This is a genomic window from Streptomyces sp. NPDC058985 (assembly GCF_042740985.1).
GTDB lineage: Bacteria > Actinomycetota > Actinomycetes > Streptomycetales > Streptomycetaceae > Streptomyces.
Genome location: NZ_JBHYJX010000021.1, coordinates 102217 through 125738, shown reverse-complemented (window position 1 = coordinate 125738; position 23522 = coordinate 102217). Strand labels below are relative to the sequence as shown.

Annotated in this window: 27 protein-coding genes and 1 riboswitch; of the genes, 19 read left to right on the top strand and 8 right to left on the bottom strand. The window is 73.1% G+C overall.

Features of this window, described 5'->3' with window-relative positions:
- Window positions 1-90 precede the first annotated feature (90 nt).
- On the bottom strand, window positions 91-372 hold the full coding sequence (locus tag ACFW01_RS20295; protein ID WP_234957529.1) for a type II toxin-antitoxin system Phd/YefM family antitoxin: 282 nt from the start codon (window positions 370-372) through the stop codon (window positions 91-93).
- Window positions 373-485: 113 nt separating this feature from the next.
- Between ACFW01_RS20295 and ACFW01_RS20290 the strand changes: the two genes are divergently transcribed.
- From ACFW01_RS20290 to ACFW01_RS20275, 4 genes are all read left to right on the top strand, one after another.
- Window positions 486-854, top strand: a complete 369-nt coding sequence (locus tag ACFW01_RS20290) for a VOC family protein (RefSeq protein WP_234957530.1) — start codon at window positions 486-488, stop codon at window positions 852-854.
- Window positions 855-957: 103 nt separating this feature from the next.
- A complete protein-coding gene (locus ACFW01_RS20285) occupies window positions 958-1593 on the top strand; it encodes an ATP-dependent Clp protease proteolytic subunit (protein ID WP_384505196.1) in 636 nt (211 codons plus the stop codon).
- Between the two features lie 7 nt (window positions 1594-1600).
- Window positions 1601-1909, top strand: a complete 309-nt coding sequence (locus ACFW01_RS20280) for a hypothetical protein (protein WP_384505193.1) — start codon at window positions 1601-1603, stop codon at window positions 1907-1909.
- A 368-nt stretch (window positions 1910-2277) separates the two neighbouring features.
- Window positions 2278-2425, top strand: a riboswitch (cyclic di-AMP (ydaO/yuaA leader).
- A gap of 3 nt (window positions 2426-2428) precedes the next feature.
- Window positions 2429-2902: a C40 family peptidase gene (locus ACFW01_RS20275; RefSeq protein WP_161327899.1), complete on the top strand. Its 474-nt coding sequence runs from the start codon at window positions 2429-2431 to the stop codon at window positions 2900-2902.
- A gap of 40 nt (window positions 2903-2942) precedes the next feature.
- Here ACFW01_RS20275 and ACFW01_RS20270 read toward each other — a convergent pair whose 3' ends face one another.
- Window positions 2943-3449 (bottom strand): ATP-binding protein, encoded by a 507-nt coding sequence (locus tag ACFW01_RS20270; protein WP_234957532.1) that lies wholly within the window; start codon window positions 3447-3449, stop codon window positions 2943-2945.
- 214 nt (window positions 3450-3663) lie between these two features.
- Here ACFW01_RS20270 and ACFW01_RS20265 point away from each other — a divergent pair, with 214 nt between their 5' ends.
- Together ACFW01_RS20265 and ACFW01_RS20260 are read left to right on the top strand one after the other, a co-directional pair.
- Window positions 3664-4524, top strand: coding sequence for a helix-turn-helix transcriptional regulator (locus ACFW01_RS20265; RefSeq protein WP_125490862.1), 861 nt, complete (start codon window positions 3664-3666; stop codon window positions 4522-4524).
- 21 nt (window positions 4525-4545) lie between these two features.
- Window positions 4546-4776, top strand: coding sequence for a DUF397 domain-containing protein (locus ACFW01_RS20260; RefSeq protein WP_122620918.1), 231 nt, complete (start codon window positions 4546-4548; stop codon window positions 4774-4776).
- A 45-nt stretch (window positions 4777-4821) separates the two neighbouring features.
- Here the strand turns inward: ACFW01_RS20260 and ACFW01_RS20255 are convergent, their stop codons facing one another.
- Window positions 4822-5949 carry an 8-amino-7-oxononanoate synthase gene (locus ACFW01_RS20255; protein ID WP_384505188.1) on the bottom strand — a complete coding sequence of 376 codons (1128 nt, stop codon included), beginning with the start codon at window positions 5947-5949 and terminating at the stop codon, window positions 4822-4824.
- A gap of 150 nt (window positions 5950-6099) precedes the next feature.
- Between ACFW01_RS20255 and bioB the strand changes: the two genes are divergently transcribed.
- From bioB to mug, 10 genes are all read left to right on the top strand, one after another.
- On the top strand, window positions 6100-7308 hold the full coding sequence (gene bioB, locus ACFW01_RS20250) for a biotin synthase BioB (protein ID WP_234957534.1): 1209 nt from the start codon (window positions 6100-6102) through the stop codon (window positions 7306-7308).
- Window positions 7301-8587, top strand: coding sequence for an adenosylmethionine--8-amino-7-oxononanoate transaminase (locus ACFW01_RS20245; protein ID WP_234957535.1), 1287 nt, complete (start codon window positions 7301-7303; stop codon window positions 8585-8587). Before bioB ends, ACFW01_RS20245 begins: the two co-directional genes overlap by 8 nt.
- Before the next feature lies 1 nt (window position 8588).
- Window positions 8589-9305: a dethiobiotin synthase gene (bioD, locus tag ACFW01_RS20240; protein ID WP_234957536.1), complete on the top strand. Its 717-nt coding sequence runs from the start codon at window positions 8589-8591 to the stop codon at window positions 9303-9305.
- A gap of 93 nt (window positions 9306-9398) precedes the next feature.
- Entirely contained in the window at window positions 9399-10082 is a 684-nt protein-coding gene (locus ACFW01_RS20235) for a methyltransferase domain-containing protein (protein WP_234957537.1), read from the top strand.
- Window positions 10083-10223: 141 nt separating this feature from the next.
- Window positions 10224-10649 carry a GNAT family N-acetyltransferase gene (locus ACFW01_RS20230; protein ID WP_234957538.1) on the top strand — a complete coding sequence of 142 codons (426 nt, stop codon included), beginning with the start codon at window positions 10224-10226 and terminating at the stop codon, window positions 10647-10649.
- A 144-nt stretch (window positions 10650-10793) separates the two neighbouring features.
- A complete protein-coding gene (locus ACFW01_RS20225) occupies window positions 10794-12158 on the top strand; it encodes a hemolysin family protein (RefSeq protein ID WP_234957539.1) in 1365 nt (454 codons plus the stop codon).
- Window positions 12155-13177 carry a hemolysin family protein gene (locus ACFW01_RS20220; RefSeq protein WP_234957540.1) on the top strand — a complete coding sequence of 341 codons (1023 nt, stop codon included), beginning with the start codon at window positions 12155-12157 and terminating at the stop codon, window positions 13175-13177. Before ACFW01_RS20225 ends, ACFW01_RS20220 begins: the two co-directional genes overlap by 4 nt.
- A 249-nt stretch (window positions 13178-13426) precedes the next feature.
- Entirely contained in the window at window positions 13427-14209 is a 783-nt protein-coding gene (locus ACFW01_RS20215; protein WP_234957541.1) for an SGNH/GDSL hydrolase family protein, read from the top strand.
- A 95-nt stretch (window positions 14210-14304) separates the two neighbouring features.
- Window positions 14305-15747, top strand: a complete 1443-nt coding sequence (purB, locus tag ACFW01_RS20210) for an adenylosuccinate lyase (protein ID WP_234957542.1) — start codon at window positions 14305-14307, stop codon at window positions 15745-15747.
- Entirely contained in the window at window positions 15744-16295 is a 552-nt protein-coding gene (mug, locus tag ACFW01_RS20205) for a G/U mismatch-specific DNA glycosylase (protein ID WP_384505209.1), read from the top strand. The genes purB and mug overlap by 4 nt, the downstream gene beginning before the upstream one ends.
- Here mug and ACFW01_RS20200 read toward each other — a convergent pair.
- From ACFW01_RS20200 to ACFW01_RS20190, 3 genes are read right to left on the bottom strand one after another with little or no spacing between them, the layout of a single operon-like run.
- Window positions 16273-16716 (bottom strand): hypothetical protein, encoded by a 444-nt coding sequence (locus ACFW01_RS20200; protein ID WP_384505206.1) that lies wholly within the window; start codon window positions 16714-16716, stop codon window positions 16273-16275. The two genes, mug and ACFW01_RS20200, sit on opposite strands and share 23 nt — an antisense overlap.
- Before the next feature lie 58 nt (window positions 16717-16774).
- Complete coding sequence (locus ACFW01_RS20195; RefSeq protein WP_384505180.1) at window positions 16775-17500, bottom strand: ABC transporter permease; 726 nt, start codon at window positions 17498-17500, stop codon at window positions 16775-16777.
- Window positions 17501-17502: 2 nt separating this feature from the next.
- Window positions 17503-18423 (bottom strand): ABC transporter ATP-binding protein, encoded by a 921-nt coding sequence (locus tag ACFW01_RS20190; protein WP_384505178.1) that lies wholly within the window; start codon window positions 18421-18423, stop codon window positions 17503-17505.
- A gap of 108 nt (window positions 18424-18531) precedes the next feature.
- Here ACFW01_RS20190 and ACFW01_RS20185 point away from each other — a divergent pair, with 108 nt between their 5' ends.
- The 3 genes from ACFW01_RS20185 (at window position 18532) to ACFW01_RS20175 (ending at window position 21621) form a co-directional block, all read left to right on the top strand.
- Window positions 18532-19686: a sensor histidine kinase gene (locus ACFW01_RS20185; RefSeq protein WP_384505175.1), complete on the top strand. Its 1155-nt coding sequence runs from the start codon at window positions 18532-18534 to the stop codon at window positions 19684-19686.
- A gap of 14 nt (window positions 19687-19700) precedes the next feature.
- The gene (locus tag ACFW01_RS20180) at window positions 19701-20366 is read left to right on the top strand and encodes a response regulator (protein ID WP_384505172.1); all 666 of its coding nucleotides are present in this window, start codon (window positions 19701-19703) and stop codon (window positions 20364-20366) included.
- 100 nt (window positions 20367-20466) lie between these two features.
- A complete protein-coding gene (locus tag ACFW01_RS20175; protein WP_234957548.1) occupies window positions 20467-21621 on the top strand; it encodes an ROK family transcriptional regulator in 1155 nt (384 codons plus the stop codon).
- 31 nt (window positions 21622-21652) lie between these two features.
- Here the strand turns inward: ACFW01_RS20175 and ACFW01_RS20170 are convergent, their stop codons facing one another.
- Both ACFW01_RS20170 and ACFW01_RS20165 read right to left on the bottom strand, forming a co-directional pair.
- The gene (locus ACFW01_RS20170; protein WP_384505169.1) at window positions 21653-22414 is read right to left on the bottom strand and encodes a GntR family transcriptional regulator; all 762 of its coding nucleotides are present in this window, start codon (window positions 22412-22414) and stop codon (window positions 21653-21655) included.
- Between the two features lie 116 nt (window positions 22415-22530).
- The gene (locus ACFW01_RS20165) at window positions 22531-23418 is read right to left on the bottom strand and encodes an RNA polymerase sigma-70 factor (protein WP_234957550.1); all 888 of its coding nucleotides are present in this window, start codon (window positions 23416-23418) and stop codon (window positions 22531-22533) included.
- Between the last annotated feature and the right edge of the window lie 104 nt (window positions 23419-23522).

The window sequence follows — 23522 nt, the reverse complement described above, 5'->3', positions numbered from 1 at the left end:
CAACACAGCCCACTCGGCATCCGAAAGCTCATGACGACGCACCACGACAGGCATGATCCCTCATCACTTGATCACCTTTGAAGACGACTCCTAGGCCGGGTTCGGCCCCCTGTGCTCCGCCGCGATGCCGAAGCGGTGGTGTTCGCGGGGTGTCGGGGCGGCCGTGTCACGGACCCCGGTGACCGAGGTGATCGCCTGCCCCTCCGACGGCTCCCCGGCCTCCTCAAGGCGCTCCAGGTCGGCGGCGGAGACGAGGGCGACGAGAGGCTTGCCGTGCCGCGTCACGACGACGCGTTCGCCGCCGTACACCACCCGGTTGATCAGGTCGGCGAGCTCAGCCCTGGCTTGCGTCACCGGAATCTCGTAGGCCATGTCCCCAGCTTACGGTTCACCCCGCCCCGACCGGCTGCGCCGCCGCCGGGCCGGGTGGACGATGGGAGCGCAGGCCACCTCTTGCCCCATGGCACGTCCCGCGGGAGGCACCCATGACCGGCGAACCGTCGTTCTTCGAGCTCGGCGTGGCGGACCCCGAGCGCGGCCGGGTCTTCTACGGGACCCTGTTCGGCTGGGCCCTCGAGGCGGGCCCCACGGGGCGCGGGTTCTCCATCGGCACCGCCGGGCTGCCGGGCGGCATGCACGGCGGCGACCCGGGCGCCTCCCCGTACCTGTTCTTCCGGGTCGACGACCTGGACGCCGCCGTGGCCCGGGTGCGTGAGCTGGGCGGCTCCGTGGAGGAGCTGGGTGAGGAGGGCGAGGAGGACGCGGAGTCGGTGGCCCGGTTCGGCCGGTTCACGCTCTGCCGGGACGACCAGGGCTCCCTCTTCGGCCTGCACGAGCCGCCGCACGGGAAATGATCGCGGGGTTGCGCGATTCCCACCCCCTCACAATGTACGTCCTGTACATTTTATACGGAGCCAGTGCAGCCGAAGAGGGTTCCGTCACGAGAAGGGGTTCGCCATGACCCGACCGTCCGCCCGCCACGTCCTGCCCGAGTTCACCGAGCGCACGAGCGCCGGGGCCCGGACGTCGGATCCGTACTCGAAACTGCTGGAGGAGCGGATCGTCTTCCTCGGGACGCCGGTCGACGAGACCTCCGCGAACGACGTGATGGCGCAGTTCATGCACCTGGAGCACCAGGCCCCGGACCGGGACATCGCCCTCTGCATCAACTCCCCGGGCGGCTCGTTCACGGCCATGACGGCGATCTACGACACGATGCGCTACGTCGCCTGCGACGTGGAGACGACCTGCCTCGGACAGGCCGGCGCGTCCGCCGCGCTGCTGCTGGCGGCGGGCACGCCGGGCAAGCGCGCGATGCTGCCCGGGGCGCGGGTGGTGCTCCGTCAGCCGCTGCTCACCGAGCCGATCGAGGGGCAGGCGAGCGACCTGGCCATCCGGGCCGAGGAGTTGGCACGGATCCGCGCCCGCCTGGAGGAGATCCTTGTACGGCACACGGGCCGCACTCCGGCGCAGGTGACCGAGGACATCGAGCGGGACACCGTCCTGGACGCCCAACAGGCTCTGGAGTACGGGCTGGTGGACCGGATCGTGTCCGACCGCTCCGCCGCGCCCGGCACACCCGGCACCCGGTGAACGGCCGATGCTGCCACCGGAACTGCCGCCCCTGCCCGCCCTGACCCGCGCCGAGGCGGAGCTGATCGACCGCTACCTGGACGTCGTCGACCTGCTCGGGCGCATCAACCCCGCGCGGGACGGCGACACCTACCGGGGACTGCGGGCCGCCCAGGCGCTGGTCGGGAAGGCCGCGGCCCTGCGTGACGCGCTGGAGCTGATGCACGCCCGGGGCGAGACCGAACTGCACGCGCCCCCCCTCGCCCGCGCCCTGCGGGTACTGGACGGCGAGCGGCGGACGGGACGCCTCAGTCTTCCGCCGTGTTCCGAGAGTTGAGTGGACGGGGTTCGAAACGGACCAAAAGACGTACCTCCTTTCGGCGTAGGAACACACCCGGTTGACGACCGGTCCGGGTTGCGCGGCCGCCCTCCCCCGACGTCCGCGCCTACCGCTGCGCCGCTGGTCCCGGGGGCGTCATCGCCTACGACCCCGGCTCGAACACAGCGGCGTCCACCCGAACGGGTGGGTGGTGAGTAACAACACAAAAGGCACGTTCCGTTGGGAATTCCCCCTCCGGCGAGACAAGATCCGTGACTGACGACAAGCCCCCGCCGCAGCGGCGGGGCGGTCCGGGCGGACGCCGAGTCCTGCCGCCGCCCGGACGACCGGTCGCGAGGAAGTGGATCGGCAGGAGTGGAGGACCCGAGCACGACGGGTCGCAGGAGCGGTCGCCTCCGTGGGAGAGGCGCCGGACCGAGCAGCCCTTGGGGTGAAGCCGCACTCGTGCGGCCGGGCAACTTCGCCAGCCCGAATCCGACAGGTCATCCTTCACAGGCGGCTGACGAAGGGTTGCGCATGTTCGCGCTCAATCGTGTCCCGTCCCTGATGGCTCGTGCCGGTACGGCCTCGGCCCTCACTCTCGCCGCGGTAGGCGGCTCCGTCGTGGTCCCCGGCTTCTCCTCGGAGGCGGCCGCGGCGGCTCATGCGACGAAGGCCCTCAAGATCGCGGCATCCAAGAAGGGTTCCCCCTACAGGTGGGGCGCCGTCGGGCCCCGCAGGTTCGACTGCTCCGGCCTGACGCTGTACTCGTTCAAGAAGGCCGGCAAGAAGCTGCCGCGCACGGCGGCCCAGCAGTACAACAAGACCCGCCACGTCTCGGCCAAGAAGCGCAAGGCCGGAGACCTGGTCTTCTTCCACTCGGGCCGCAGCGTCTACCACGTCGGCATCTACGCCGGGAAGGGCAAGCTCTGGCACGCCCCGAAGACCGGGGACGTGGTACGCCTGCAGAAGATCTGGACCGGGAGCGTCTCCTACGGCCGGGTCAAGTAGCCCCCAGGGGCCAGACGCCCCGTGATCGAGTGACACGGGGTCAGACAGCCCGGGGTCGAGCAGCTCTCCCGAGGGGGATGACGGCGTTCTGCCCCGCCGTCACCCCCTCGGCGGCGGCCGGCGTGCCGGGGGCGGTCCAGGGCAGTTCGATGGAGACGGTCTTGCCGCCCTCCCGCGTGGGGCGGACCCGCAGCTTGCCGCCGCATTCGGCGGTCAGCCAGCGGATGATCACCATGCCGCGGCCGTTGTCCTGCTGCACGGCGGCCGGCAGGCGCTTGGGGAAGCGCGGATGGCTGTCGGTGACGCCGATGCGCAGCCGCTCGTCACGGTCGAGGACGAGGTCCACCGTGAAGGTGGGCGACTGCCCGAGCGTGTGCTGGACCGCGTTGGTCGCCAGTTCGGAGACGATCAGCCGGACCGTGTCGGACATCTCCGCGTCCGCCGGCAGGCCCCACTCCACCAGCGTGCCGGCCACATAGGTGCGCGCGGCGGCCACCGAAGCGGGATCGCTCGGCAGAGTGACGGATGCTTCCAGGTGATCGGCCATGGCAACGTCGTCCCTTTCTCACGGGACCGTGGTCCGACACGAAGCGGGCGGTTCGAGTACGGTCCCGGACTGGTGCTTCGCCGCCAGACTGCCATCACCCGGCCCGTGAAGGACGGCGATCCGCCAAGATATGCATATATCTGTCGCTCGAAGCGGTGAACTCTGCGACGGCAGAGCGGATTTGGGCGGCCCATAAGGAGTAAGGGAGTGGCCCATGCAGCACGGTCCGGTGGTGCGCCGCAGAAAGCTGGGCGCGGAACTGCGCGCCCTGCGCACGACGGCGGGCATCACCAGCGGGGAGGCGGCCCGGCTGGTGGGCTGGCACCAGTCGAAGGTCAGCCGCATCGAGACCGGGACGAGCGGGGCGAAACCGGCCGACGTGCGGTTACTGCTCGACGCCTACGGCGTGGACGACGACCAGCTGCGCGGGCTGCTGGTGATGCTGGCGCGCTCCGACGACGCGGGCGGCCGGCACCACTGGTGGCACGCCTACCGCGGGGTGCTGCCGCCCACCTACCGCGACTTCATCAGCCTGGAGTCCCAGGCCGGCGCGATGCGCACGCTGGAGACGACGGTGGTCCCCGGCCTCCTGCAGACCCCGGAGTACGCCCGCGAGGTGACGCGGGCCGCCGTGGACGGCATGCCGGAGGAGCGGCTGGACGCGCTGGTGGAGGTCAGGCTGGCCCGGCAGGACGTGCTGCGCGGCGAACCGCCGCTGGAGCTGAGCGCGGTGCTGGACGAGGCGGTGCTGCGCCGGCAGGTGGGCGGCCCCGGGGTGATGGCACGTCAGCTGGAGCGGCTGGTGGAGGCGGCGCGTCTGCCGCATGTCCGGCTCCAGGTATTGCCGTTTGCCGCCGGGGCGCACATCGGTGTCACCGGCCCTTTCGTAATCTTCTCTTTTTCGAGCACTTCTGATCTGGACGTGGTTGTTCTCGACCACTTGACGAGTAGCCTGCATCTCGAACGGAAAGAAGACCTAGAGGCCTATACCGAGGCCTTCAACGCCCTTCTGATCCATGCCCTTTCGCCCGAGGACTCGTTGGACTTCATCGCCGCGACCGCGGCAGGCGCGTAAGGAGGCACCATGTCAGGCTCCATGTCCGAACTTCCCCGGAACATCCCTGCCGGCACCGATCTGACCGGCGTGCGGTGGCTGCGCAGCAGCTACAGCACGGGCGCGAACAACTGCGTGGAGACGGCCCGGCCGTCGGCCGGCCGCTGGGCCGGACTTCTCGCGGTGCGCGACTCCAAGAACCCCGCCGGGGCCGCCCTGCTCTTCTCCCCCGAGAGCTGGACGTCCTTCACCGCCGGGATCCACCAGGACTGACCACCCCACGAGACGTCGGACGACACACGGCCATGCCACGCCGACTCATGGTCGCGTCTCGCCGATCACCCGCACCGCGCGTTCGATCTGTTCCCCGGAGAGGTCCGCCCGAGCGGTCAGCCTGAGCCGTGAGACACCGTCCGGCACGGAAGGAGGACGGAAACAGCCCACGGACAGGCCGGCCGCACGGCAGTCGGCCGCCCACCGCACCGCCCCCTCCGGGGAAGGCGCGCGCACCGAGACCACCGCGGCGTCCGGACGTACCGCCTCCAGGCCCGACGCGGTCAGGCGCGCGTGCAGTTCGGCGGCGACGGCACGGGCCCGCGCCGCGCGCTCCGGCTCGCGGCGCAGCAGGGTCAGCGCGGCCAGCGCCGCGCCCGTCGCGGCCGGGGCGAGGCCGGTGTCGAAGATGAACGTCCGGGCGGCGTTGACCAGGTGGCCGATCACCCGGGCAGGACCCAGAACCGCACCTCCCTGGCTGCCCAGCGACTTGGACAGCGTGACCGTGGCGACGACATCCTCCCGGCCCGCGAGACCCGCCGCGTACGGGGCGCCCCGGCCGCCGTCGCCGAGCACGCCCAGTCCGTGCGCGTCGTCCACGACCAGACCGGCGCCGTGCTCGCGGCACACGTCGGCGAGGGCGGCCAGGAGCGCGGCGTCGCCGTCGACCGAGAAGACCGTGTCGGAGACGGCGACCGCGGGCCCGTCGTGCGTCGCCAGCGCCTTGCGCACGGCCTCCGGTTCGGCGTGCGCCACCACCTGGGTCGTGCCGCGGGCCAGCCTGCAGCCGTCGATCAGCGAGGCGTGGTTGCCCGCGTCGGAGACGACCAGGCTGCCGTGCGGCGCCAGGGCGGTGACCGCGGCGAGGTTGGCCGCATAGCCGGAGGAGAAGACGAGCGCGGCCTCGAATCCGCAGAACGCGGCCAGTTCGCGTTCGAGTGCGGCGTGCAGTTCGGTCGTGCCGGTCACCAGCCGGGAACCGGTCGCCCCGCCGCCCCAGGTGCGCGCCGCCCGGGCCGCGCCCTCGGTGATCTCCGGGTGCCGGGCCAGTCCGAGGTAGTCGTTGCTCGCCAGGTCCAGCAGCGGCGAGTCGGCCGGACGGGGGCGCAGGATCCGTACGAGTCCCGCCTCGTGGCGCGCCCGGGCCTGTTCGTCGATCCAGCCGAACGCCATGAGCCGCTCCTTGGGGAATTTGTAGGCAATGGACAGACACTAGCGGCATGGCCACCCCCGCGAGGTGTGGCAATACCCACACGTCGATCTGTCAGTGTTGTGCAAACTCTCCTTGGCCCCGGGCGGCCCCTTAGGACAGGATCGGCTCTCATGGACCTGCTGAACACGCTGGTGGACAAGGGGCTTCGGCGCGAGTCGCCGACCCGCGAGGAGGCGCTGGCCGTCCTCGCCACTTCCGACGACGACCTGCTCGATGTGGTGGCCGCGGCCGGCAAGGTGCGCCGGCACTGGTTCGGCCGACGGGTGAAACTCAACTACCTCGTCAACCTCAAGTCGGGCCTGTGTCCCGAGGACTGCTCCTACTGCTCGCAGCGGCTGGGCTCCAAGGCGGAGATCCTCAAGTACACCTGGCTCAAGCCCGACCAGGCCACCGCGGCCGCGGCCGCCGGGGTGTCCGGGGGCGCCAAGCGGGTGTGCCTGGTGGCCAGCGGACGCGGCCCGACCGACCGGGACGTGGACCGGGTCTCGGACACCATCCGGGCCATCAAGGAGCAGGACGGGTCCGTCGAGGTGTGCGCCTGCCTGGGGCTGCTCTCCGACGGTCAGGCGGAGCGGCTGCGCGAGGCGGGTGCCGACGCCTACAACCACAACCTCAACACGTCCGAGGCGACGTACGGGGACATCACGACCACGCACACGTACGCCGACCGGGTGGACACGGTGCGCAAGGCGCACGCGGCCGGGCTCTCCGCCTGTTCGGGTCTCATCGCGGGCATGGGCGAGAGCGACGAGGACCTGGTCGACGTGGTCTTCTCGCTGCGCGAACTGGACCCGGACTCGGTGCCGGTCAACTTCCTGATCCCGATGGAGGGCACGCCGCTGGCCAAGGAGTGGCACCTCACCCCGCAGCGCTGCCTGCGCATCCTGGCGATGACCCGGTTCGTCTGCCCGGACGTCGAGGTGCGCATCGCCGGCGGGCGCGAGGTCCACCTGCGCACCCTGCAGCCGCTGGCCCTGAACCTGGCCAACTCCATCTTCCTGGGCGACTACCTCACCAGTGAGGGCCAGGCCGGCCACGCCGACCTGGAGATGATCGCGGACGCCGGCTTCGAGGTGGAGGGCGCCGACCGGGTGACCCTGCCGGAGCACCGGGTCACGGCCGCCGGTGGCGGCTGCGGATCGCACGCGGGCGGCGGCTGCGGATCGCACGGGGACGGCGAGGAGGGCGGGGGCTGCGGGTCGCACGCCGACGGCGGGGTCTGCGCTCCGGCGCCGGCGTCCCGGACCGAGGAGCCCCGGACGGATCTGGTGGCCGTGCGCCGCCGCGGTGCCGGGACGGATCTCGCGCCCAATGCCTGAGCCCGCGCTGACGGTGGACGAGCTGCTGGCGCTCGACCGGCGGCACGTCTGGCACCCGTACGGCCCCATGCCGGGGCGGCAGGACCCGCTCGTCGTGGAGTCGGCGAGCGGGGTGCGGCTGCGTCCCGCGGACGGCTCGGCGGAGCTGGTGGACGGGATGTCGTCCTGGTGGTCGGCGATCCACGGCTACAACCACCCGGTGCTGAACGAGGCCGCCCGCGAGCAGTTGGAGCGGATGAGCCACGTGATGTTCGGCGGGCTCACCCACGAGCCCGCCGTCCGGCTGGCGAAGCTCCTTGTCGACATGTCGCCGGACGGACTCGAGCACGTCTTCCTCGCCGACTCCGGTTCGGTGTCCGTCGAGGTCGCCGTCAAGATGTGCCTCCAGTACTGGCGTTCGCTGGGCCGCCCCGCCAAGCGCCGCCTGCTGACCTGGCGCGGCGGTTACCACGGCGACACCTGGCAGCCCATGTCGGTGTGCGACCCCGAGGGCGGGATGCACGAGCTGTGGTCGGGCGCCCTGCCGCGCCAGGTCTTCGCCGACGCGCCGCCCGCCGAGTACGACGAGACGTACGCCGGCCATCTGCGGTCGACGATCGAGCGGCACGCCGGCGAACTGGCCGCGGTGATCGTCGAGCCGGTGGTGCAGGGCGCCGGCGGCATGCGGTTCCACTCCCCCGCCTACCTGCGGGTGCTGCGGGAGGCGTGCGACGCGCACGGCGTGCTGCTGGTGTTCGACGAGATCGCGACCGGCTTCGGACGGACCGGCGCGCTGTTCGCGGCGGAGCACGCGGCGGTGACGCCGGACGTGATGTGCGTCGGCAAGGCGCTCACCGGCGGCTATCTGACGATGGCGGCCACCTTGTGCACGTCGGAGGTGGCCGACGGCATCTCGCGCGGCGAGGTGCCGGTCCTGGCCCACGGGCCGACGTTCATGGGCAATCCGCTGGCCGCGGCCGTGGCCTGCGCGTCGATCGGACTGCTGCTCGGCCAGAACTGGCGCGCGGAGGTCAAGCGGATCGAGTCCGGCCTGCGCGACGGTCTGGCCCCCGCGGCCGGGCTGCCGGGCGTGACGGACGTACGGGTGCTGGGCGCGATCGGCGTGGTGCAGCTCGACCACGCCGTCGACATGCGGGCGGCGACCGCGGCGGCCGTCCGCGAGGGCGTGTGGCTGCGGCCGTTCCGCGACCTGATCTACACCATGCCGCCTTACGTCACGGGCGACGCGGACGTGGCACGCATCGCCCGCGCGGTGTGCGCGGCGGCAGGAGAGGGATGACATGCCGGTACTGGTGATCTCGGGCACGGGCACGGAGATCGGCAAGACGGTCGTGACGGCCGCCGTCGCCGCGACGGCGCTGGCCGGCGGCCGGTCGGTGGCGGTGCTGAAGGCCGCGCAGACGGGTGTGGGGCCGGACGAACCGGGGGACGCGCGGGAGGTGGCGCGCCTCGCGGGGGCCGTGGCGGCGGCCGAAGTGGCCCGCTATCCGGAGCCCTTGGCGCCCGGCACGGCCGCGCGCCGGGCCGGACGGGCGCCGGTGCGCCCGGCGGAGGTGGCCGAGGCCGCGGACAAGCTGGCCACCGAGCACGATCTGGTGCTGGTCGAGGGGGCGGGCGGACTGCTGGTCCGCTTCGACGCGGACGGCGGGACGCTGGCGGACGTCGCCGCCCTGCTGGGCGCCCCGGTGCTGCTGGTGACGGCAGCGGGCCTCGGCACGCTCAACACCACGGAGCTGACGGCGCGTGAACTGCGCTCCCGCGGCCTCGACCTGCCCGGTGTGGTGATCGGCAGCTGGCCCGGGGCCCCGGACCTCGCCGCGCGCTGCAATCTCGCGGACCTCCCTGAGGTCTCCGGCGCTCCGCTGCTCGGCGCCGTACCCGCCGGGGCGGGTGCCCTGCCCCCGGCCGCCTTCCGGTCCGCGGCGCCGGGATGGCTGTCGCCCCGGCTGGACGGCACGTGGGACGCGGCGGCCTTCGGGGCGCGTCAGGCGCCCTGAGCGGCAGGGCGTACCCGGCCGCCGGCCAGGTGGGTGCGGAGCGGTCGTACGGGGGACAATCGCGGTAAGGCACCACCTCGTGAGGGAGGGCCCATGCCGCTGCGATCCGCCCGCGGAGTGCCGCGGGACGCCGTGCACCATCCGCTGTTCGCCCGCTACTACGCCCGGGCCAGTGTGGGCGCCGAGACCCGGATGGGCGTGGGGCGCGTCCGCGAGCGGCTGCTGGCCGGGCTGTCCGGGCGGGTGATCGAGGTCGGCGCGGGCAACGGGCTGAACTTCTCGCACTATCCGGGCGCCGTCTCGGAGGTCGTCGCCATCGAACCGGAGCGGCTGCTGCGGCGGTTGGCGGTGGAGGCGGCGCTGCGGGCGCGGGTGCCGGTGGACGTGGCCCCGGGTGCGGCCGAGGCGCTGCCGGTCAAGAGCGAGGCCTTCGACGCGGTCGTGGTCTCGCTCGTGCTGTGCAGCGTCCGCGACGTGCCGCGGGCGCTCGGGGAGGCGCGGCGGGTGCTGCGGCCCGGCGGCCAGCTGCGGTTCTTCGAGCACGGCCGGGGCGGCGGGCGGATGATGACCTTCACCCAGCGCGCCCTGGACCGGACGCTGTGGCCGCCGCTGTCCGGCGGCTGCCACCTGTCCCGCGATCCCGTCGCCGCGCTGCGGGACGCGGGGTTCGCGCTCGGCCCCTACCGGCGGATGATGATCCCGGAACACGGTCCGGCACTGCCCAGTTCGTACTGCGTCCTCGGCACGGCCTGGCGGCCACCGGAGGCGGGTGACTGACTCCCGTGACCCCGAAGGCGCGCGGTGTGGGGGCCTTCGCCCCGGCGCTGCGGGCGCTGCGGGCGCTGCGGGCGGACTGAGCCTCGGTCCGCATGCCGGAATTCCCGCACGGGTGTGCGTCCGGCGTGCTGGCATCACGGCATGACCGATCTGCGCATACGGGCCGCCGGGCCCGAGGACCTGGACACCGTGCTGGCCTTCTGGAAGGTGGCCGCGGAGGGCACGAGCATCAGCGACGACCGCGAGGGCGTGGAGCGACTGGCCGCCCGCGACCCGGAGGCGCTGGTCCTGGCCGAGCTGGACGGGGAGCTGGTGGGCACGGTGATCGCGGGGTTCGACGGCTGGCGCTGCCATCTGTACCGGCTGGCGGTCCACCCGGAGCAGCGGCGCCGGGGCATCGGCACCGCCCTGCTCGCGGCGGCCGAGGAGCGGTTCGTACGGCTCGGCGGGCGCCGCGGGGACGCGATGGTGCTGCGGCGCAACGAGCGGGCGCAGCATGCCTGGCGGGCGGCCGGGTACGCGCCCGAGGAGCAGTGGCGACGCTGGGTGAAGCCGCTCACGGAGTGAACAGTGAACGGACTGAAGGGTTGAGCACCGGCGCATGAGCGAGTCCCTCCACGGCAAGACTCCCGGCCCCTCCAGCACCTCCCCCGGCGCACGACATCGCGCGAGCCACCGGTTCCTGGCCGATCATGGATCCGAGGTGACCCGATGACGGAAGTGCTCCTGCTGCTGGTGGCGGTCCTGCTCTCGCTCATGTGCGGCGCGTTCGTCGCGGCCGAATTCTCGCTGACCACCGTGGAACGCGGCGAGCTGGAGCGGGCCGCGGAGCGGGGCGAACGGGGCGCGGCCGGAGCGCTGAAGGGCGTACGGAACCTGACGTTCCAGCTCTCCGGGGCGCAGCTCGGCATCACGGTCACCAATCTGGTGGTCGGCATGCTCGCCGAGCCCTCGGTCGCGGCGCTGATCGCGGGCCCGCTGGAGGCCGTGGGGGTGTCGCGTTCGGCTGCCTCCTCACTGGCGCTGGTGCTGGGCACGGCACTGTCGACGGTCTTCCTGATGATCGTCGGCGAGCTGGTGCCGAAGAACTGGGCGATCTCCTCGCCGCTGGCGGTGGCCAAACGGGTGGGCGGCCCGCAGCGCTGGTTCAGCGCGGCCTTCCGGCCCTTCATCAGCCACCTGAACAACACCGCCAACCGGATCGTGCGCCTCTTCGGCGTGGAGCCCGCCGAGGAGCTGGCGTCCGCGCGGGGGCCGCAGGAGCTGGCGGCGCTGGCCCGGCACTCGGCCAAGGAGGGCGCGCTGGAGGCCGACACCGCCGAGTTGTTCGTCCGGACCCTGAACCTGGCCGATCTGACGGCCCAGCACGTGATGACCCCGCGCGTCCAGGTCATCGCCCTCGACTCCCGGGCGACGTGCGAGGACGTGGCCAACGCGACGCGGGCGACCGGGCTGTCCCGGTTCCCGGTCTTCCAGGAGACCCTCGACGCCGTGGTCGGCACCGCCCACGTCAAGGACGTGCTGGCGGTGCCCGCCGAGCGACGGCCCCGGATGCCGGTGTCCGAGCTGATGCGCGAGCCGCTGCTGGTCCCGGAGACGCTGACCGTGGACCGGCTGCTCGACCGGCTCTCCGGACGGCGCACGATGGCCGTGGTCATCGACGAGTACGGCGGGACGGCGGGCGTGGCCACGCTGGAGGACATCGTCGAGGAGGTCGTCGGCGAGGTGCGCGACGAGCACGACCCGCACGAGACGCCCGAGCTGGACCCGGCCGGCACCGACGCGCGGGGACGCGCGCTGTACTGGGCCGACGGCTCGGCCCGCGTGGACCGGCTGGCGCGGCTCGGCCTGCGGGTGCCCGAGGGGCCGTACGAGACCGTCGCCGGACTGGTCGCGGCCGGGCTGGGACGCATCCCGGCCGTCGGCGACACGTTCGAGGTCGCCGGCTGGCGGCTGGACGTCGTGGACGCCACGGGGCGCCGGGCGGCGCGGGTGCTGCTGCACGCGCCGCTGGACGACGCGGGCGCGGCCGAAGACCCGCGCGGCACGCCCGAGGACGGGGAGGGCGGCCGGTGATCGCCGTACAGCTGCTGATCGGTCTGGCGACGCTCGTCGTCAACGCGTTCTTCGTGGGCGCCGAATTCGCGCTGATCTCCGTGCGCCGCAGCCAGGTGGAGCAGCACGTCGAGGCGGGAGCGGAGGGCGACCGCCGCGCGAGGAGCGTGCTGTGGGGTCTGGAGCACGTGTCGGCGCTGATGGCGGCGGCGCAGCTCGGCATCACGCTGTGCACGCTGGTCCTCGGCGTGGTCGCGGAGCCGGCGATCGCGCACCTGCTGGAACCGGTGTTCCACGCGGTGGGCCTGCCGTCCGGGGTGGGGCACGCGGTCTCCTTCGCCATCGCCCTGACGCTGGCGACGTACCTGCACATGCTGCTCGGCGAGATGGTGCCGAAGAATATCGCGCTGGCGGAACCCGTGCGCAGCGCGCTGCTGCTGGGGCCGCCGCTGGTCGCGCTGTCCCGGGCGCTGCGGCCGGTGATCTTCACGATCAACGCCTTCGCGAACACGCTGCTCAAGCTGCTCAGGGTCGAGACGAAGGACGAGGTGTCGGCGACCTTCACCGACGCGGAGCTGGCCGAGATCGTGAAGGACGCCGGCGACGCCGGGCTGATCGACGACCGGGCCCAGGAGCGGCTGCACGACGCCCTTGAGCTGGGCCGGAGGCCGGTGCGGGACGTGGTGCTGCCACTGGAACGCGTCGTCCACGCGCGCGTGGGCATCACGCCCGAGCAGTTGGAGCGGCTGTCGGCGCAATCGGGGTTCTCCCGGTTCCCGGTGGTGGACGACGGGCGGCGGATCGTGGGCTACCTGCACGTGAAGGACGCCCTGGACGCCTCCCCGCGGGACCGGCCGTTCCAGCTGCGGGACATGCGGGCCATCGCGCGGGTACGGGAGAGCACCCCGCTGGACGACGTGCTCACCGCGCTGCGCCGCAGCCGCACCCACCTGGCCGCCGTCCTCGGGTCCGACGGGCGGCTCGCGGGCCTGGTGACCATGGAGGACGTGCTGCGGGAGCTGTTCGGTCAGCGGACCTGAGCCCGGAGCGCGGGTCGGTGGAGCGGGCGGGGCGGGCCGAGGAGGACGACGGGCGGGGGGCCGAGCGGGACGTCACGGGCCTGCTGACCGAGGCAAAGCGGATGCCGGTCGCGTTCGTCGGCGCGAGGGGCTCGCGCCGCACCCACCGCGACCGGCGCCTGCGCGAGGCCGGCCTGACCGAAGCCGGGCGCGGGAGGCCGTGGGTCGACCGACCGCCGGGTATGTGCACGCGCTACCATTTCTGTCGCCATGCAGACGAACCCCACTCACAGCAGCCTCGTCGCCGTGGGCGACTCCTTCACCGAGGGCATGTCGGACCTGCTGCCCGACGGCTCCTACCGGGGCTGGGCCGACCTTCTCGCCGCGCGGATGGCCGCCCGCTCCCCCGGCTTCCGGTACGCCAATCTCGCGGTGCGCGGGAAGCTGATCGGGCAGATCGTCGACGAGCAGGTCGGGGTGGCCGCGGCCATGGGAGCCGACGTGATCACCCTGGTGGGCGGTCTCAACGACACGCTGCGGCCCAAGTGCGACATGGCGCTGGTGCGGGATCAGCTGACCCAGGCGGTGGAGCGGCTCGCGCCCAGTTGCAAGCAGCTGGTGCTGATGCGCAGCCCCGGCCGTCAGGGACCGGTACTGGACCGGTTCCGGCCCCGCATGGAGGCCCTCTTCGCGATCATCGACGACCTGGCCTCGCGCCACGGCGCAGTGGTGGTCGACCTGTACGGGGCGCGCTCCCTGGCCGACCCGCGGCTGTGGGACGTGGACCGGCTGCACCTGACGGCCGACGGGCACCGCCGGGTCGCGGAGGCCGTGTGGCAGGCGCTGGGCCACGAGGCCGAGGACCCCGACTGGCACGCGCCGATCCCGGCCACGCCGCCGCCGGGATGGATCACCCGCCGGACCACCGACGTCCGGTTCGCCCGGCAGTACCTGCTGCCCTGGATAGGCCGCAGGCTGACCGGCCGCTCGTCCGGCGACGGCCTGCCGCCCAAGCGCCCCGACCTGCTGCCGTACGAGGAGACCGCGCCCTGATCCCGGGGGGCACGACCCGGCCTCGTGGCTTCGTAGCTTCCGACGAACAGCCCCGCGGCGCTGGCCTGCACGAATCGCCAGTAGAATCCGTACACGTGACTTCCGCTCCCGCCAAGCCCCGCATCCCGAACGTCCTCGCCGGACGCTACGCCTCCGTCGACCTCGCCACCCTCTGGTCGCCCGAGCAGAAGGTGAAGCTGGAGCGTCGGCTCTGGCTCGCCGTGCTGCGGGCCCAGAAGGATCTCGGCATCGAGGTGCCCGACGCCGCGATCGCCGACTACGAGCGCGTCCTCGACCAGGTCGACCTGGCCTCGATCGCCGAGCGCGAGAAGGTCACCCGGCACGACGTGAAGGCGCGGATCGAGGAGTTCAACGACCTCGCCGGGCACGAGCACGTGCACAAGGGCATGACCTCCCGCGACCTGACGGAGAACGTCGAGCAGCTGCAGATCCGGCTCTCGCTGGAGCTGATCCGCGACCGTTCGGTGGCCGTCCTGGCCCGCCTCGGCAAGCTGGCCGGCGAGTACGGCGAGCTGGTCATGGCCGGCCGCTCCCACAACGTGGCCGCGCAGGCCACGACGCTGGGCAAGCGGTTCGCGACCGCCGCCGACGAGCTGCTCGTCGCGTACGCCCGGGTGGAGGAGCTGCTCGGCCGCTACCCGCTGCGCGGCATCAAGGGCCCGGTCGGCACCGCTCAGGACATGCTGGACCTGCTCGGCGGGGACGCCGGCAAGCTCGCGGAGCTGGAGCGGCGGATCGCCGGGCACCTGGGCTTCTCGCAGGCCTTCACCTCGGTCGGCCAGGTCTACCCGCGCTCGCTGGACTACGAGGTCGTCACCTCGCTCGTGCAGCTCGCGGCGGCGCCGTCGTCGCTGGCCAGGACCATTCGGCTGATGGCCGGGCACGAGCTGGTCACCGAGGGCTTCAAGCCCGGCCAGGTCGGCTCCTCGGCGATGCCGCACAAGATGAACACCCGTTCCTGCGAGCGCGTCAACGGCCTGATGGTGATCCTGCGCGGCTACGCCTCGATGACCGGCGAGCTGGCGGGCGACCAGTGGAACGAGGGCGACGTCTCCTGCTCGGTGGTGCGCCGGGTGGCCCTGCCCGACGCGTTCTTCGCCCTGGACGGCCTGCTGGAGACCTTCCTGACCGTGCTCGACGAGTTCGGCGCCTTCCCGGCCGTCGTCGCCCGTGAGCTGGACCGCTACCTGCCGTTCCTGGCCACCACCAAGGTGCTGATGGGCGCGGTGCGGGCCGGCGTCGGGCGCGAGCTGGCGCACGAGGCGATCAAGGAGAACGCCGTCGCCTCCGCCCTGGCGATGCGCGAACAGGGCGCCGAGCGCAACGAGCTGCTCGACAAGCTGGCCGCCGACGAGCGCATCCCGCTCGACCGGGCCGGTCTTGACGCGCTGATGGCGGACAAGCTCTCCTTCACGGGCGCCGCGGCCGACCAGGTCGGGGTGGTCGTGGGCCGGATCGAGGAGATCGTCAAGCAGCACCCGTCGGCCGCCGCGTACACCCCCGGGGCCATCCTCTGACCCGCTTCACCCGGGCCGAACTGGAGGCCGCCCGCGACCGTCTCGTACCGGACGTCGTCGCGGACGGCCTCCGGGTGCTGTTCTGCGGGATCAATCCCGGTCTGATGACGGCGGTGACGGGCCACCACTTCGCCCGGCCGGGCAACCGCTTCTGGCCGGTGCTCCACCTGTCCGGGTTCACGCCGCGGCGGCTGGCGCCGTCGGAGCAGGACCTGCTGCCGTCGTACGGGCTCGGGATCACCAACGTCGTGGCGCGGGGCAGCGCGCGGGCCGACGAGCTGACCGCCGAGGAGTACCGGGAGGGCGGGCTGCTGCTGACGCGGAAGGTGGCCCGGCTGCGGCCCGACTGGCTGGCCGTGGTGGGGGTCACCGCCTACCGGGCGGCCTTCGACGACCGGCACGCGCGGGTGGGGCCGCAGGAGCGGACGTTCGGGAGCACACGCGTGTGGGTGCTGCCCAATCCCAGCGGGCTCAACGCGCACTGGACGACGGAGACGATGGCGGAGGAGTTCGCACGGCTGCGGGTCACGGCGGAGCCTTCTCCGTGACCACCGCCAGCAGTCGCACCTCGTCCGCCTCGTCCCGGTCGGCGACGGCGATCGCGATCCAGCGGCCGGTGCCGCCGGCCTCCCAGAGGTAGGCCACGCGCGCGCTCGCGCTCAGTGCGGCCCACGGCTCGGGTATCTCCTCCCGGTCGGTCCGCAGCAGGACCGTCTGAAGGTTCCAGGGGTCCCCCGGCTCACCCCAGCGGGCGGCGAGCCGCTCGTGGAGGGCGTCCCGGTCCTTCTCGTACTGCTCCACCGTCACCGCCCGCTCCGCCTGGCACCCGCCGCGCAGGCCGTGGCTGGTCTCCAGCACCGCCGTGAAGTGACCGGGAGCCCCGGCGCCCCCGTCCGACGGGCCGTGCCCCGCCGGGAAGGGGCGGTGGCACAGCTCGTCGATGAGGGCGATGTGCCGTGCGATGTCCATGCCGTCCAGTAAACCGTCCGGCACTGACATGTGGCGGTCCGTCAGCCGGCCCGCGCGCTCAGGCGTCCCGGCGGCGCAGCCGCCAGGCTCCCGCGAGGAGCGCGGCCGCCGCCCACAGCGCGGTCACCGCGAGCCCCGTCCAGGGCCCCAGGTGTCCGTCGTGCGTCTGGTGGACGACGACCTGCCCCGCCCTGTCCGGCAGGAAGTCGGTGGCACCGCCCGCCAGGTCCCCGATCACGAAGGAGACGATGAGGATGAACGGAATGAGGGTGGACAGGGTGGCCACGCCGCTGCGGAACAGGGCGGTGAGGCCGGCCGCGAACAGGGCCATCAGTGTGAGGTAGACCGCCAGGCCCACGACGCCGCGCAGCTGCTGGCCCGCCGTCAGCCCGTCCGCCGCCGAACCCAGCCCCGCGCGGGCCGCGAAGAGCGCGGCGGACGCGGTGAGCAGCCCCGTCACGAAGGTCGGTACGGCGACCACCACCAGCTTCGCCGCGAACCACCGCCCGCGCCGCGGAACGGCGGCCAGGGAGAGCCGGATCCCGTTGCCGTGGAACTCGGAGGACACGACCATGGCACCGAACGCGAGGGCGGCGATCTGACCGGGCGCGACGCCTGAGAGGGCCATGAACAGCGGATCGAACTCCGGGTCCGAGGTCTCCGACACACCGGCCAGCGCGGAGAAGACCGTGGTGACCGCGAAGACGGCCAGCAGGGTGCCGCACAGCGAGCGCAGGCTGAGCACCTTGAGCGCCTCGGAGCGGAGTACGGGCGTGAAGGGCATGATCAGGCCTCCTGGGGCTGTGCGGTGAACTCGGTCTCGGCGGCGGTCAGATCGAGGTAGGCCTGCTCCAACGTGCCCTCGTCCGAGACGAGTTCCAGAACGGGGACGCCCGCGCCGGACAGGACGCGGCCGACGTCGTCCACACGCGCGTCCGGCACGGTCCAGTACCCGTCGACGTGCTGCACGGCGGCGTGTCCGTGGCGGGCGAGCGCGGCCGTCAGGGCGGTGGCGTCCGACGTGCGGACCCGTACGCGCGGTTGGACACGTGCGTCGATGAACTCCCGCATCGGCAGATCGGCGAGCAGCCGCCCACGGCCGAGGACGACCAGGTGGTCGGCGAAGGACGCGGTCTCGTTCATCAGGTGGCTGGACACCAGGACCGTGCGGCCCTCGGCCGCCAGGCGGCGCAGCAGTTCGCGGATCCAGATGATGCCCTCGGGGTCGAGTCCGTTGGAGGGCTCGTCCAGCATGACCACTTCGGGCTCCCCCAGCAGCGCGGCGGCGATGCCAAGCCGCTGGCGCATGCCCAGTGAGTACGTCCGCACCCGGCGGCGCGCGACCGACGCGATGCCCGTCTCCTCCAGCACCTCGTCCACCCGGCGCGCGGGGACACGGTTGCTCGCCGCGAGCACGCGCAGGTGGTCGCGGGCGGTGCGCGAACCGTGGGCGGCGTCCGCGTCGAGCAGGGCGCCGACGTGCCGCAGGGGTTCGGGGAGGGTGGTGTAGGGGCGGCCGCCGACGGTCGCCGTCCCCGAGGTCGGCCGGTCGAGGCCGAGGACGAGCCGCATGGTGGTGGACTTGCCGGCGCCGTTGGGACCCAGGAAGCCGGTGACCCGGCCGGGGCGCACGGTGAAGGTGAGGTCGTCGACGGCTCGTCGGGTGCCGTACTCCTTGGTGAGGTGCTGGACGTCGATGCTGGTCATGGCAGCAGCTTGACGGCACGTCAGGGGACGAGTCCTCCCCCGCCGGTGGAGATCGTCTCCCCTGCGCGGGGGAGGCCGGGTGTCAGTGGCGGCTGACACGATGAGTCAATGGTCCGTTTTCTGCACCCGCTGGTCCGGGGGGTCACGTACACCCGGCTACTGCACCTGTGGGTGCCCATGCTGGTGGTGAGCCTGTGGGCGCTCATCGACGACACCAAGCTGTGGGTCCCCGCGGCGGTGCTGGTGCCGGTCGGGCTCGTCCCGGCGGTGCGGACCGGGGAGGGCGTGCAGGCCCGCCTGCTTCTCACGCCCGGCCACGAGGACTCCGCCTTCTCGGTCGCGCCGTCGGCGACCTGGCGCGACCGGCTGCGCACGGTGGTGTGGCTGCAACTGCGGATGCTGTTGGGCGCCTTGACCTCGGCGGCCTGCGTCTGGCTGCCGATCCTCGTCGTCGTCCTGGTCCGGCTCTCCCTGGGGCACCGGGCCGACGACATACCCGTGCTGCGGGACGCCGCGCCGCACTGGGCGTACGCGCTCCTGACACCGCTCCCCCTCCTCGCCCTGTACGGCGCGGTGGTGGGTCTCGGTGCCCTGGCGACGGCGGGCGCCCGCGCGCTGCTCGGCCCGTCCGCCGCCGAGCGGCTCACCGCCCTGGAGGAGCGCACCGAACAACTCCTGGAGCGCAATCGCATCGCCCGTGAGCTGCACGACTCCATCGGCCACGCCCTGACGGTCGCGGTCGTGCAGGCGGGGGCGGCCCGCGCGGCGAACAGTCCGGAGTTCACCGAGCGGGCCCTCACCGCGATCGAGGAGACCGGCCGGGCCGCCCTGGAGGATCTGGAACGGGTGCTCGGCGTCCTGCGCGAGACGCGGACACCGGTGAACTCCCGGCCGACCCTCGCGGACGCCGGCCGGCTCCTGGAGTCCGCGCGCGTCTCTGGGGCCAGGATCGATGCCGAGGTCACCGGCCCGCTGGAGACGCTGCCCGGCCCGGTCTCCCGCGAGGGATACCGCATCCTCCAGGAGTCGCTGACCAATGTGCTGCGGCACGCGGGCGCGGTGCCGACCCGGGTCCGCGTGGCGGTGGCGGAGGGCGCGCTCACCCTGGAGGTGCGCAATCCGCTGCCGGACACCAGGGCCTCGTCCGCGCGCGGCAGCGGGCTGCGCGGCATCCGCGAGCGGGCCGCGCTGCTGGGCGGGTCGGCGCACACGGGCCCCGACGCCGGTGATTGGCGGGTACGCGTCGAGTTGCCGTCGGGCTGATCTACGCTGGGCGGATGCCGGTCAGAGTGCTCCTCGTCGACGACGAACCCCTCGTACGCGCGGGTCTGCGGGCCGTGCTGGAGGCGCAGCCGGACATCGAGGTCGTCGGTGAGGCGGCGGACGGGGCGGCGGTCGTCCCGCTGGTGCGTCGGCTGCGGCCGGACGTGGTCGCCATGGACGTCCGGATGCCACTGCTCGACGGCATCGAGGCGACGCGCACGCTGCTCCGGACGGTGGCCGACCCGCCGAAGATCCTCGTGGTGACGACCTTCGAGAACGACGAGTACGTGTACGAGGCGCTGCGCGCCGGTGCCAACGGGTTTCTGCTCAAGCGCGCCCGGCCCGCCGAGATCGTGCACGCGGTCCGGCTGATCGCCGAGGGCGAGTCGTTGCTGTTTCCCGCCTCGGTGCGGCAACTGGCCGCCGAGTACGGCGACGACGGCGGCGGGAACCGGGCGGCCCGTGCCACGGTGGAGCGGGCGCGGCTGACCGAGCGGGAGGGCGAGGTGCTGCGGCTGATGTCGCGCGGGCTGTCGAACGCGGAGATCGCCACCCGGCTGGTCGTCGGCTCGGAGACGGTGAAGTCGCATGTGAGCGCGGTGCTGGCGAAGCTGGGGGCACGGGACCGCACGCAGGCGGTGATCACGGCGTACGAGTCGGGATTCGTGGGGCCGGGGTGAGACGGGCCCGCGGGCCGGGAAGGCGCGGACCGGCACTCGCCGGGGTGGAGCGGGCCGAGTACCATCCGGCCCACACGCGCACGAGCTGGGAGGACGGACCTTGGGAGGCCTGACCGGCGGGGATCCGTCGCTGTTGCGGAGGATCAACTCCGCGGTGGTGCTGCACGCGTTGCGTGCGACGGACTGTGCGACGCTGACCGAGATCACCCGGGTGACGGGCCTGTCCCGGCCGACCGTCGAAGGCGTCGTCGAGGGGCTGATAGAGGCGGGCCTGGTGGTCGAGGCGGCCGCCGACGAGGGCACCGCCCGGCGGCAGGGGCGGCCCGCACGGCGTTTCCGGTTCCGGGCGGAGGCGGGGCATCTGCTGGGTCTGGAGATCGGGCCGCACCGCGTCGCCGCGCTCCTGTCCGACCTGGACGGCCGGGTGATCGGCGCCCAGGCCAAGGACGTGGACGAGGGCGCGTCGGCCGACGAGCGGCTGGAGCGGCTGCGTACGGCCGTCGCCGAGCTGCTGCGCCGGGCCGGGGTGGCGCGCGGCTCGCTGCGGGCCGTGGGCGCGGCCACGCCGGGGATCGTCGAGGCGGACGGCACGGTCCGGCTGGGGACCGCGCTGCCGGGGTGGACGGGCCTGAGTCTGGGCGAGCGGCTGAGCCGCTCCTTCAAGTGCCCGGTGCTGGTCGAGAACGACGCGAACGCGGCGGCGGTCGCCGAGCACTGGAAGGGCGCCGCGACGGAGTCCGACGACATCGTGTTCGTGCTGGCCGGGCTGAGCCCCGGGGCCGGGGCGCTGATCGGCGGTCGGCTGCACCGGGGGTACGGCGGCGCGGCCGGGGAGATCGGCGCGCTGCACCTGCTCGGCCAGGACGTGACGCCCGAGACCCTGCTGTCCACGACCGACGAGCCGCTGCATCCGCTGGACGAGCAGGCGGTCGCCAAGGTCTTCGCTCAGGCCCGGGAAGGCGATCAGCGGGCCCGCGCGGCAGTGGAGCGTTTCACCCAGCGGCTGGTGCACGACGTGACGGCGCTGGTGCTGGCCCTGGACCCGGAGCTGGTCGTCGTCGGCGGCTGGGCGGCGGGACTGGACGGCGTACTGGAACCGCTGCGGCGGGAGCTGGCCCGTTACTGCCTGCGCCCGCCCCGGGTGGCGCTGTCGCTGCTCGGTGAGGCCGCGGTGGCGACGGGCGCGCTGCGGCTGGCCCTCGACCACGTGGAGGAACAGCTGTTCGCGGTGGAGGGCGCGACGGCACGCCGCTGACCCGCCGGGAGGCGGGTGCGGGCGGGGCCGGTCAGGAGGCGCGGCTCTGCGGGCCGTGGTGGATCTCCACGTCGCCGGAGTCCCCGAAGGTCAGGCGGCAGGTGTCCGCGCGGTAGGTGGCGACGGAGAGGGCGGCGGTGCGGCCACCGGCGAGATAGCGGGTGGTGACCACGAGGACGGGTGCGCCCGGGAGGCGGTCCAGTTCCTTCGCGTCGTCGGCGCCGGCCGAGCCCAGCTCGACGGCGCTCTCCCGGCGCTCCAGGTCGCCGCGCTGGAGTTCGCGCAGGACGGCACGCGCGCGGGCGGCGCCGGACGGCGACTCGATGGCGGTGAGCTCGGGGACCGAGGCCGACGGGACGTAGAGCAGCTCCGCGGCGACGGGCTGGCCGTGTGTCACGCGGGAGCGGCGGACGGTGTGGACGGGCTCCTCGCGCCCGGTTCCGAGGGCGTCGGCGACGGCCGCGGGCGGGGCCGCCGGCGCGCAGTCGACGGGCTCCCAGGCGTCGTCGGCCGTGCCCGGCCAGGCGTGCTGTGCGGTGCCGACGGCGACGCCGACGCGTGGCGGGGCGACGGTGGTGCCGACGCCCCGGCGGCGCTGGAGGCGGCCTTCCAGTTCGAGCTGCTCCAGGGCCTGGCGGAGGGTCGCGCGGGCGACGCCGAAGCGGGCGGCGAGCTCGCGTTCGTTGGGCAGGACCTCGCCCACCGCGAACTCCGAGTCCAGGGCCTCGCTGAGTACGGTCCTGAGGTGCCAGTACTTCGGTTCCGGCACCGATTCCAACTGCGTGGTCCCCACCCTGTCCTCCGCAATCGCCGTGATCCGGCGGCGTTTTGACGCCCTTGTTTATTAAATGTTGTTGCAGTTCTCTGCGACCATAGGACGCCCCACCCCCTTGGTCAAGACCAATCCGGCTAGGCGAGCTCGGCCAGGGAGCGCAGTTTGTCGGGGTTGCGGATGATGTACACCGACTGGATGCGCCCGTCGGCCACCTCGATCTGGAAGACGGAGTCGGGCTTGCCGCCCGACAGGGCCAGCAGGGCCGGTCCGCCGTTGATCTCCAGGAAACGGTAGGAGAAGTCCGGCACGCCCTTGCGGGCCGCGCCCTGGAGGAAGCGGGCCACCTTGTCGGAGTTCTCCAGCACGCGCAGGGGCGCCTTGGACTTGCCGCCGCTGTCGCCCACCAGCCGGACGTCCGGCGCGAGCAGCTCCAGCAGCCCGGCCAGGTCGCCGTCGGCCGCGGCGGCGAGGAAGCGCTCGGTCAGGTCGCGGCGCTGCGCCGGGTCCACGTCGTAGCGCGGGCGCCGCTCGTCGACGTGCTTGCGGGCACGGCCGGCGAGCTGGCGCACCGCGGCCTCCCCTCGTTCCAGCATGGCGGCGATCTCCGTGTACGGGTAGCCGAACGCCTCCCTGAGCACGAACACCGCCCGCTCCAGCGGCGACAGGGATTCCAGGACGACCAGGACGGCGAGGGACACGGAGTCGGCGAGGACGGCCCGCTCGGCGGTGTCGGGCACGGTGTCCCCGAAGTCGGTGACGTAGGGCTCGGGCAGCCACGGCCCGACGTACGTCTCGCCGCGCGACTTGATCTGGCGCAGCCGGTCGACGGCGAGGCGGGTGGTGACCCGCACCAGGTAGCCGCGGGGCTCGCGGACGGTGGAGCGGTCGGCGCCGGACCAGCGCAGCCACGCCTCCTGGACGACGTCCTCCGCGTCCGCGAGGCGGCCCAGCATGCGGTAGGCGACGCCCAGGAGGACGGGGCGGTGTGCTTCGAAGACGTCGGTCACGGTTTCGGTGGTCACCGCTCCATACCAGCGGACGTGTCCGGTCGTGTCCAGACGGGTCCGCCGGGGGCTACCCGTCGGTAGCTCTTACTGACAGGCTGTCTACGCAACGCATCGTCAAC

Excerpts from the sequence above, each read along its gene's own strand:
- ACFW01_RS20295 (WP_234957529.1), bottom strand. The coding sequence starts at position 372 with ATGGCCTACGAGATTCCGGTGACGCAAGCCAGGGCTGAGCTCGCCGAC.
- ACFW01_RS20290 (WP_234957530.1), top strand. The coding sequence starts at position 486 with ATGACCGGCGAACCGTCGTTCTTCGAGCTCGGCGTGGCGGACCCCGAG.
- ACFW01_RS20285 (WP_384505196.1), top strand. The coding sequence starts at position 958 with ATGACCCGACCGTCCGCCCGCCACGTCCTGCCCGAGTTCACCGAGCGC.
- ACFW01_RS20280 (WP_384505193.1), top strand. The coding sequence starts at position 1,601 with ATGCTGCCACCGGAACTGCCGCCCCTGCCCGCCCTGACCCGCGCCGAG.
- ACFW01_RS20275 (WP_161327899.1), top strand. The coding sequence starts at position 2,429 with ATGTTCGCGCTCAATCGTGTCCCGTCCCTGATGGCTCGTGCCGGTACG.
- ACFW01_RS20270 (WP_234957532.1), bottom strand. The coding sequence starts at position 3,449 with ATGGCCGATCACCTGGAAGCATCCGTCACTCTGCCGAGCGATCCCGCT.
- ACFW01_RS20265 (WP_125490862.1), top strand. The coding sequence starts at position 3,664 with ATGCAGCACGGTCCGGTGGTGCGCCGCAGAAAGCTGGGCGCGGAACTG.
- ACFW01_RS20260 (WP_122620918.1), top strand. The coding sequence starts at position 4,546 with ATGTCCGAACTTCCCCGGAACATCCCTGCCGGCACCGATCTGACCGGC.
- ACFW01_RS20255 (WP_384505188.1), bottom strand. The coding sequence starts at position 5,949 with ATGGCGTTCGGCTGGATCGACGAACAGGCCCGGGCGCGCCACGAGGCG.
- bioB (WP_234957534.1), top strand. The coding sequence starts at position 6,100 with ATGGACCTGCTGAACACGCTGGTGGACAAGGGGCTTCGGCGCGAGTCG.
- ACFW01_RS20245 (WP_234957535.1), top strand. The coding sequence starts at position 7,301 with ATGCCTGAGCCCGCGCTGACGGTGGACGAGCTGCTGGCGCTCGACCGG.
- bioD (WP_234957536.1), top strand. The coding sequence starts at position 8,589 with ATGCCGGTACTGGTGATCTCGGGCACGGGCACGGAGATCGGCAAGACG.
- ACFW01_RS20235 (WP_234957537.1), top strand. The coding sequence starts at position 9,399 with ATGCCGCTGCGATCCGCCCGCGGAGTGCCGCGGGACGCCGTGCACCAT.
- ACFW01_RS20230 (WP_234957538.1), top strand. The coding sequence starts at position 10,224 with ATGACCGATCTGCGCATACGGGCCGCCGGGCCCGAGGACCTGGACACC.
- ACFW01_RS20225 (WP_234957539.1), top strand. The coding sequence starts at position 10,794 with ATGACGGAAGTGCTCCTGCTGCTGGTGGCGGTCCTGCTCTCGCTCATG.
- ACFW01_RS20215 (WP_234957541.1), top strand. The coding sequence starts at position 13,427 with ATGCAGACGAACCCCACTCACAGCAGCCTCGTCGCCGTGGGCGACTCC.
- ACFW01_RS20200 (WP_384505206.1), bottom strand. The coding sequence starts at position 16,716 with ATGGACATCGCACGGCACATCGCCCTCATCGACGAGCTGTGCCACCGC.
- ACFW01_RS20195 (WP_384505180.1), bottom strand. The coding sequence starts at position 17,500 with ATGCCCTTCACGCCCGTACTCCGCTCCGAGGCGCTCAAGGTGCTCAGC.
- ACFW01_RS20190 (WP_384505178.1), bottom strand. The coding sequence starts at position 18,423 with ATGACCAGCATCGACGTCCAGCACCTCACCAAGGAGTACGGCACCCGA.
- ACFW01_RS20185 (WP_384505175.1), top strand. The coding sequence starts at position 18,532 with ATGGTCCGTTTTCTGCACCCGCTGGTCCGGGGGGTCACGTACACCCGG.
- ACFW01_RS20180 (WP_384505172.1), top strand. The coding sequence starts at position 19,701 with ATGCCGGTCAGAGTGCTCCTCGTCGACGACGAACCCCTCGTACGCGCG.